General features: G+C 68.6%; 5 protein-coding genes. 4 read left to right on the top strand and 1 reads right to left on the bottom strand.

The genetic code is table 11. The annotated features are described in order from the left end of the window. Positions 1-145 precede the first annotated feature (145 nt). Positions 146-787 (bottom strand): GntR family transcriptional regulator, encoded by a 642-nt coding sequence (locus HUV01_RS10585; protein WP_174298228.1) that lies wholly within the window; start codon positions 785-787, stop codon positions 146-148. Positions 788-935: 148 nt separating this feature from the next. Between HUV01_RS10585 and HUV01_RS10590 the strand changes: the two genes are divergently transcribed. From HUV01_RS10590 to HUV01_RS10605, 4 genes are all read left to right on the top strand, one after another. Next, positions 936-1,865, top strand: a complete 930-nt coding sequence (locus HUV01_RS10590) for a hydroxymethylglutaryl-CoA lyase (protein WP_174298229.1) — start codon at positions 936-938, stop codon at positions 1,863-1,865. Then, the gene (locus HUV01_RS10595) at positions 1,862-3,910 is read left to right on the top strand and encodes a hydantoinase/oxoprolinase family protein (protein ID WP_174298230.1); all 2,049 of its coding nucleotides are present in this window, start codon (positions 1,862-1,864) and stop codon (positions 3,908-3,910) included. The genes HUV01_RS10590 and HUV01_RS10595 overlap by 4 nt, the downstream gene beginning before the upstream one ends. A 10-nt stretch (positions 3,911-3,920) precedes the next feature. Continuing rightward, a complete protein-coding gene (locus tag HUV01_RS10600; RefSeq protein ID WP_174298231.1) occupies positions 3,921-5,816 on the top strand; it encodes a hydantoinase B/oxoprolinase family protein in 1,896 nt (631 codons plus the stop codon). Between the two features lie 4 nt (positions 5,817-5,820). Then, a partial coding sequence (locus HUV01_RS10605; RefSeq protein ID WP_174298232.1) for a CaiB/BaiF CoA transferase family protein occupies positions 5,821-6,443 on the top strand: 623 nt, incomplete at its 3' end.

The following is a 6,443-nucleotide window of genomic DNA, read 5'->3' on the forward strand; positions in this document are numbered from 1 at the left end:
GTGGTCGAAGGCGCTCGCCTGGAAAGTGAGTATACGGCAAAACCGTATCGAGGGTTCGAATCCCTCCCGCTCCGCCAGCCCGTGCATCGTTGCCTGCGCAGCCGGCTTCTGGCGCGTCCTGACCGGCCGTTCCGGTCGGCGGACATCATCCGGGGTGTTCGCTGCGGTGGACGTGGAACGCGCGGCGGATGTGCGATGTCATGATTGCGCGTGCCCATTCGGGGTCACGGGCTTCGAGAGCGGCGACGATCTCGACGTGCTCGGCAAGGCTCCGGCGCAGCTGGTCGGCGTCGTAGCGCAGCGCGGTGCGGTGGACGATCGGCTGGAGCACCAGGCGGTTTATCATGTGCGCGAGGCGATCGGACGCCGCCGCCTGAGTGATCAGCGCGTGGAACTGGGCATTCTTCAGCAGGAACCCGTCGACGTCGGGTAGCGGGCGGTCGATCGCCGCATCGATCGCGGCGACGTTGTCGTGGAGGCGGACCAGCATTTCGGGCGTGACGCGCTCGGCGGCCTGGGCCGCGGCGTGGCTTTCGAGCATCGTGCGCAGCGTGAACAGCTCCTCGATGTCCTCGATCGACCAGTCGCTGACGAAGGAACGCTGGCTGTCGCTGCGCTGGATGAACATCTCCGCCTCCAGCCGGTGCATCGCATCGCGGACGGGCGTGCGCGAGACGCCGCAGATCTCGGCCAGCTCCTCTTCCTTCAGTTGCGCTCCGGGCGCGAGCGCACCGTTCAGGATCCGGGCCTTGATCTCATCATAGGCGCGGTCGCTTGCCCTTGACATGCCGTCTTGTCCCGTTCCGCGATGAATGGCGTCCCCAGTGGCGCGCGGAGCGGCGCGAGACAAGCGCGGCGGCGCGGACCCATGATAACGGCTTGCCCGGTGTATACATTCGTGCGATCCATCGTCGGCAGATAGGAACCCAGCCGGTATGCCAGCCCAGGTGGAGATCGTCGAAGTTTCGCCGCGTGACGGTCTGCAGAACGAGGCGCGGATCGTCTCAACGGCCGACAAGTCGGCGTTGATCGCACAGGCGCTGGAGGCGGGGGCGCGGCGGATCGAGGTGGCAAGCTTCGTCGATCCGGGCAAGGTGCCGCAGATGGCGGATGCAGAGGCGGTGGTGGCCGCGCTTCCCGAGACCGACGCGGTATACATCGGCCTGGTCCTGAACCGTCGCGGCGCGATGCGTGCGCTGGCCACGAGGGTCGACCAGCTCGGCGCGGTGTGCATCGCGACCGACAGCTTTGCGATGCGCAACCAGGGCCAGACCGGCGAGGGGTCGCTGGAGGTCGCCTGCGAGGTGGTCGGCATCGCGCGCGACGCCGGCCGCAGCGCGCAGATCACCATCGGCGCCGCGTTCGGCTGCCCGTTCGAAGGCGAAGTCCCGCACGACAGGGTGGTGGCGATGGCGCGCCGCGCGGCGGCGAGCGGCGCGATCGAGGTCGCGCTCGCCGACACAATCGGCGTCGCCGTCCCCGCGCAGGTCGCCGCCCTGGTGGCCAGGGTCCGCGCCGCGATCGCGCCGCTGCCGGTCCGCGTCCACCTCCACAATACCCGCAACACCGGGCTCGCCAATGTCTGGGCCGCGGTCGAGGCGGGCGCCGCGACGATCGACGCATCGCTGGGCGGGCTTGGCGGCTGCCCCTTCGCGCCCGGCGCGTCCGGCAACGTGCCGACCGAGGACGTCGTTTACCTGCTCGAACGGTCCGGAGTCGGCACCGGCCTCGACCTCGACCGGTTGATCGCCGCGGCGGGCTGGCTTGCCGGTGTCATGGGGCGATCGCTCCCCGGCATGGTTTCCAAGGCGCAGCGCTTTCCGCCCGCGCCCGCGCGTATTCTTGAAAGGGCAGGACAGGCATGAGCTATCGTCTGGGCGTCGACGTCGGCGGCACCTTCACCGACCTGCTGCTGCTCGAGCAGGAGTCGGGCCGGTTCTGGCGGCACAAGACGCCGTCGACCCCCGCCGACAATTCGGTCGGCATTCTCGACGGCGTCGATGCGGTCTGCGCCAAGGCAAGCGTCACCCCGGCCGAGGTCGAGGTGTTCCTGCACGGCACCACGGTCGCGACCAATGCGATGCTGGAGGGCAAGGGCGCGCGGGTCGGGCTGATCGTCACGCAGGGCTATCGCCAGATCATGCAGATCGCGCGCAGCTATGTACCCGGCGGACTGGCCGGCTGGATCATCTGGCCCAAGCCCAGGCCGCTCGCCGCGCTGATCGACACGATCGAGGTCGCGGGCCGGATGGACTCGCATGGCCGCGAGCTGCGCGCCATCGACGAGGACGGCGTCCGCGCCGCCCTGGCGCAGTTGCGAGATCAGGGCGTGGAGGCGATCACCGTATCGCTCATCAATGCCTATCTCAACGGCGCGCACGAGACCCGGATCGGCGAACTCGCCGCCGAGATATGCCCCGACCTGCCCATCTCGCTCAGCCACGAGGTCCTGCCCGAGATGCAGGAGTACGAGCGAACGCTGACCACGGTCGCCAACGCCGCGGTGCGCCCCATCGTCGGCAACTATGTCCGCAACCTGCGCACCAAGTTGCGCGGTGCGGACATGGCGGGCAAGCTCGCGCTGCTGCGCTCCGACGGCGGGCTGATGAGTTCCGAGAAGGCGGAGGGGGATCCGGTCTCGCTGCTGATGTCCGGTCCCGCGGGCGGCGTGACCGGCGCCCTGTGGGTCGGCAGGAACAGCGGCCTGAAGAACATCCTGACGCTGGATGTCGGCGGCACCTCGACAGACGTCGCGCTGATCGAGAATCTGGAGCCGCGCCGTGCCCGCACGACCGACGTCGGGCATCTGTCCGTTCGGGCGTCGTCGCTGGACGTCAAGACCGTGGGCGCCGGCGGCGGGTCCATCGCCTATGTGCCCGAACTCACCAAGGCGTTGCGCGTCGGACCGCAGTCCGCGGGCGCGGTCCCCGGCCCGGTCGCCTATGGCAAGGGCGGTACCCAGCCGACCGTGACCGACGCCAACGTCGTGCTCGGATATCTTCCCGAGTCGCTGCTCGGCGGCACGTTCAAGCTCGATCGCGAGGGTGCGAGGACGGCCGTGCAGTCGATCGCGGACGCGCTCGGCATCGGGCTGATGGATGCCGCGCGCGGCATCATCGACATCGTCAACGAGAACATGTTCGGCGCGCTGCGCATGATCTCCGTCCAGCAGGGCTATGATCCGCGCGATTTCGCGCTGATGGGCTTCGGCGGCGCCGGGCCGCTCCACGTCAACGCGGTGGCGCGGCTGATGGGAAGCTGGCCGGCGGTGTCGCCGATGTCGCCGGGCGTGCTGTGCGCGTTGGGCGACGCGACCACGCGGATGCGCACGGAGACCGCGCGCAGCTTCTCGCGCCGCTTCGGCGACACCGACGAGGCCGAAGTGCTCGCGATCCTCGACGACATGGCGGCGCAGACCCGCGACGAGCTGAAGGCCGACGGCATCGCGGACGCCGACATCACCAGCCTGTTCGAGATCGACGTCCGCTACGAAGGGCAGGCGTTCGAGGTGCCGCTGTCGATCGATGCCGGGACCTTGCGCCGCGACGGGCTGGCGGGGATCACCGCGCGCTTCGATGCGGAGCACGAGCGGCTCTTTACATTCAACATGGCCAGCCCGCACGAACTGGTGAACCTGCGCGCCGTGGCGCTGGGCATCGCGCTCGACTTGCCCGCGGCGACCCTGCCGATGGGCGATGGCGACCCCGTCCAGGCGAAGGTGCGCGACCACGAACTCTGGATGGACGGCGGTATGCAGCCCGCGGTGATCTACGATCGCGCGCTGCTCGAACAGGGCGACGTGATCCCCGGGCCGGCGATCGTCACCGAGATGGACGCGACCACGCTGATCGAGGCGGGCTGCACCGGCTCCGTCGACGCAGTCGGCAACATCCTCATCACGCTCGCCTGAAGGAACGGTCATGCCCGCGACGATCATACAGCCCAACGCCACGCCGTTCGCCCGCGTGCCGATCGACCCGGTGACGCTGGAGGTGATCGAGAACGCGTTGCGCAACGCGCGCGTCGAGATGGACGCGACGCTGGTGCGCACCGCGATGTCGCCCGGCATCCGCGAGCAGGGCGACGCCTTTCCCCTGATCGCGGATCACGAGGGACGGATGATCGTCGGCCAGTTCGGTTCGTTCATCGGCGGCTTCCTCGACGGCTATGACGGCATGCTGGAGGATGGCGACATGATCTTCCTCTCCGATCCCTATTCGGTCGGCGGCGCGATCAGCCATTCGAACGACTGGCTCGTGCTGCTCCCCGTGTTCAAGGACGGGCGGATCGTCGCCTATACCGCGATGTTCGGCCACCAGAGCGACATCGGCGGCAAGGTCGCCGGCAGCATGCCGATCGACGCGCACTCGATCTTCGAGGAAGGCGTGCGCATCCCTCCCGTCAAGATCTGGAAGCGGGGCGTCTACAACGAAGACCTCATCAAGCTGGTGATGCATCAGACGCGCAAGCCCGACTGGTGCGCGGCCGACCTCAACGCGCTGATCGCCTCTTGCCGCGTGGCCTCGCGGCGGGTGATCGAGATGTGCGAGCGGTTCGGCGACGACGTCTACATCTCGGCGACCGAAGAACTGCTGGCGCGCAATCATCGCGCGATGAAGCAGCTGATCGAGACCGCGATCGGCGAGGAACCCGTCAGCTTCGAGGACTATCTGTGCGACGACGGCATGGGCTTCGGGCCGTACCGGATCAGATGCACCATGTGGCGAGAGAACGGGCGCGTCGTGCTGGATTTCGACGGCACCGATCCGCAAAGCCCCGCCTCGATCAACTTCTTCCTGAACGAGAACATGTTCCGCATGTTCTTCGGCATCTACATGATAATGGTCTTCGATCCGCAGATCCTGTTCAACGACGGGTTCTACGACCTCATCGACGTGCGCATCCCGGCGGGATCGCTGCTCAAGCCCGCGTTCCCGGCCGCGCTTTCGGGGAGGACGCACGCGCTCGGGCGGATCTTCGACATCCTGGGCGGGCTGCTCGGGCAGCGCACGCCGGATTTCCTGTGCGCGGCGGGCTTTTCGTCGTCTCCGCACCTGTTCTATTCGGGCACCGCTCGGGACGGACAGTATTTCCAGCTGTTCCAGATCGGCTTCGGCGGCATTCCCGGCAGGCCGATGGGCGACGGGCCGGACGGCCACTCGCTATGGCCCGGATTCACCAACGTGCCCAACGAGTTCCTCGAACGCTATTTTCCACTGGTCATCGAACGCTACGAGACGGCGCCCGACAGCGGCGGCGCCGGGCTCCACCGCGGCGGCAACGGCATCCACATGACCTATCGCTTCCTCGAGCCGGGCGTGGTCGCGATCCACGACGACCGCTGGTTCATCAAGCCCTGGGGCGTGAACGGCGGCGAGCCGGGCGAGCGCGCCCGGAAGATCCTGGAAAAGGCCGACGGCACGCGGACGATCGTCGCCAACAAGCTCGAGGAGCTGATCGTGGAGGCGGGCGACCAGCTCCATTTCATCACCTGGGGCGGTGGCGGGTGGGGCGATCCGCTGATGCGCGATCCGGCGCTGGTCGCGACCGAGGTGGCGCAGGGCCTCGTGACGGTGGCGGGGGCGCGCCGCTATGGCGTGGTCGTCGGGGACGATGCGGCGACGGCCGCGCTGCGCGACGGGATGCGGGCGAAGCGCGGCCGGGCGCTGCCGCTGTTCGATCGCGGCGGCGAGATCGAGGCCCTGCGTGCGGCCTGCCTGGAGGAGACCGGGCTGCCGGCGCCCCGTCAACCGGTCTGGGGCCAGCCGATCCTGGGCCAGCCGGTCCTGGCGCCTGTCGCGATGGCGGCGGAATAGGAGAGTGGAAAACGAAGGCGCGTTGCAGGGCATCAGGGTAATCGAGCTTGGCCAGCTGATCGCCGGGCCGTTCTGCGGACAGCTGCTGGGCGACATGGGCGCCGACGTGATAAAGGTCGAGCCGCCAGGCGCTGGCGATCCGATGCGCGCCTGGGGTCGCGGCGACCACAAGCTCTGGTGGGAGGTGGTTGCCCGCAACAAACGGTCGGTCTCCGCCAACCTGCGCGTGGCCGCTGGCCAGGACCTGGTCCGCAGGCTCGTGGCCGACGCCGACATACTGATCGAGAACTTCAAGCCCGGCACGATCGAGAAATGGAACCTCGGTCCCGACGCGTTGCACGCCATCAATCCCCGGCTCATCATCGTCCGCGTGTCCGGCTATGGCCAGACCGGTCCCTATGCCTCGCGCGCCGGTTTCGGCGGGATCGGCGAGGCGATGGGCGGCTGGCGCTACATCGTCGGCGATCCCGACCGCGCGCCGAGCCGGATGGGCCTGTCGATCGGCGACACGCTGGCGGCGACCTATGGCTGCATGGGCGCGCTCGCCGCGCTGCATGCGCGCGAGCGCACCGGCAAGGGCCAGGTGGTCGACAGCGCGCTCTACGAGGCGGTGCTGCAGGTGACCGA

The sequence above is a fragment of the Sphingomonas bacterium genome (genome assembly GCF_903643035.1).
Classification (GTDB): Bacteria; Pseudomonadota; Alphaproteobacteria; order Sphingomonadales; family Sphingomonadaceae; genus Sphingomonas.

What these genes read in the sequence shown, in the direction of transcription:
- HUV01_RS10585 (WP_174298228.1), bottom strand. Translation starts at nt 787, where the DNA reads ATGTCAAGGGCAAGCGACCGCGCCTATGATGAGATCAAGGCCCGGATC.
- HUV01_RS10590 (WP_174298229.1), top strand. Translation starts at nt 936, where the DNA reads ATGCCAGCCCAGGTGGAGATCGTCGAAGTTTCGCCGCGTGACGGTCTG.
- HUV01_RS10595 (WP_174298230.1), top strand. Translation starts at nt 1,862, where the DNA reads ATGAGCTATCGTCTGGGCGTCGACGTCGGCGGCACCTTCACCGACCTG.
- HUV01_RS10600 (WP_174298231.1), top strand. Translation starts at nt 3,921, where the DNA reads ATGCCCGCGACGATCATACAGCCCAACGCCACGCCGTTCGCCCGCGTG.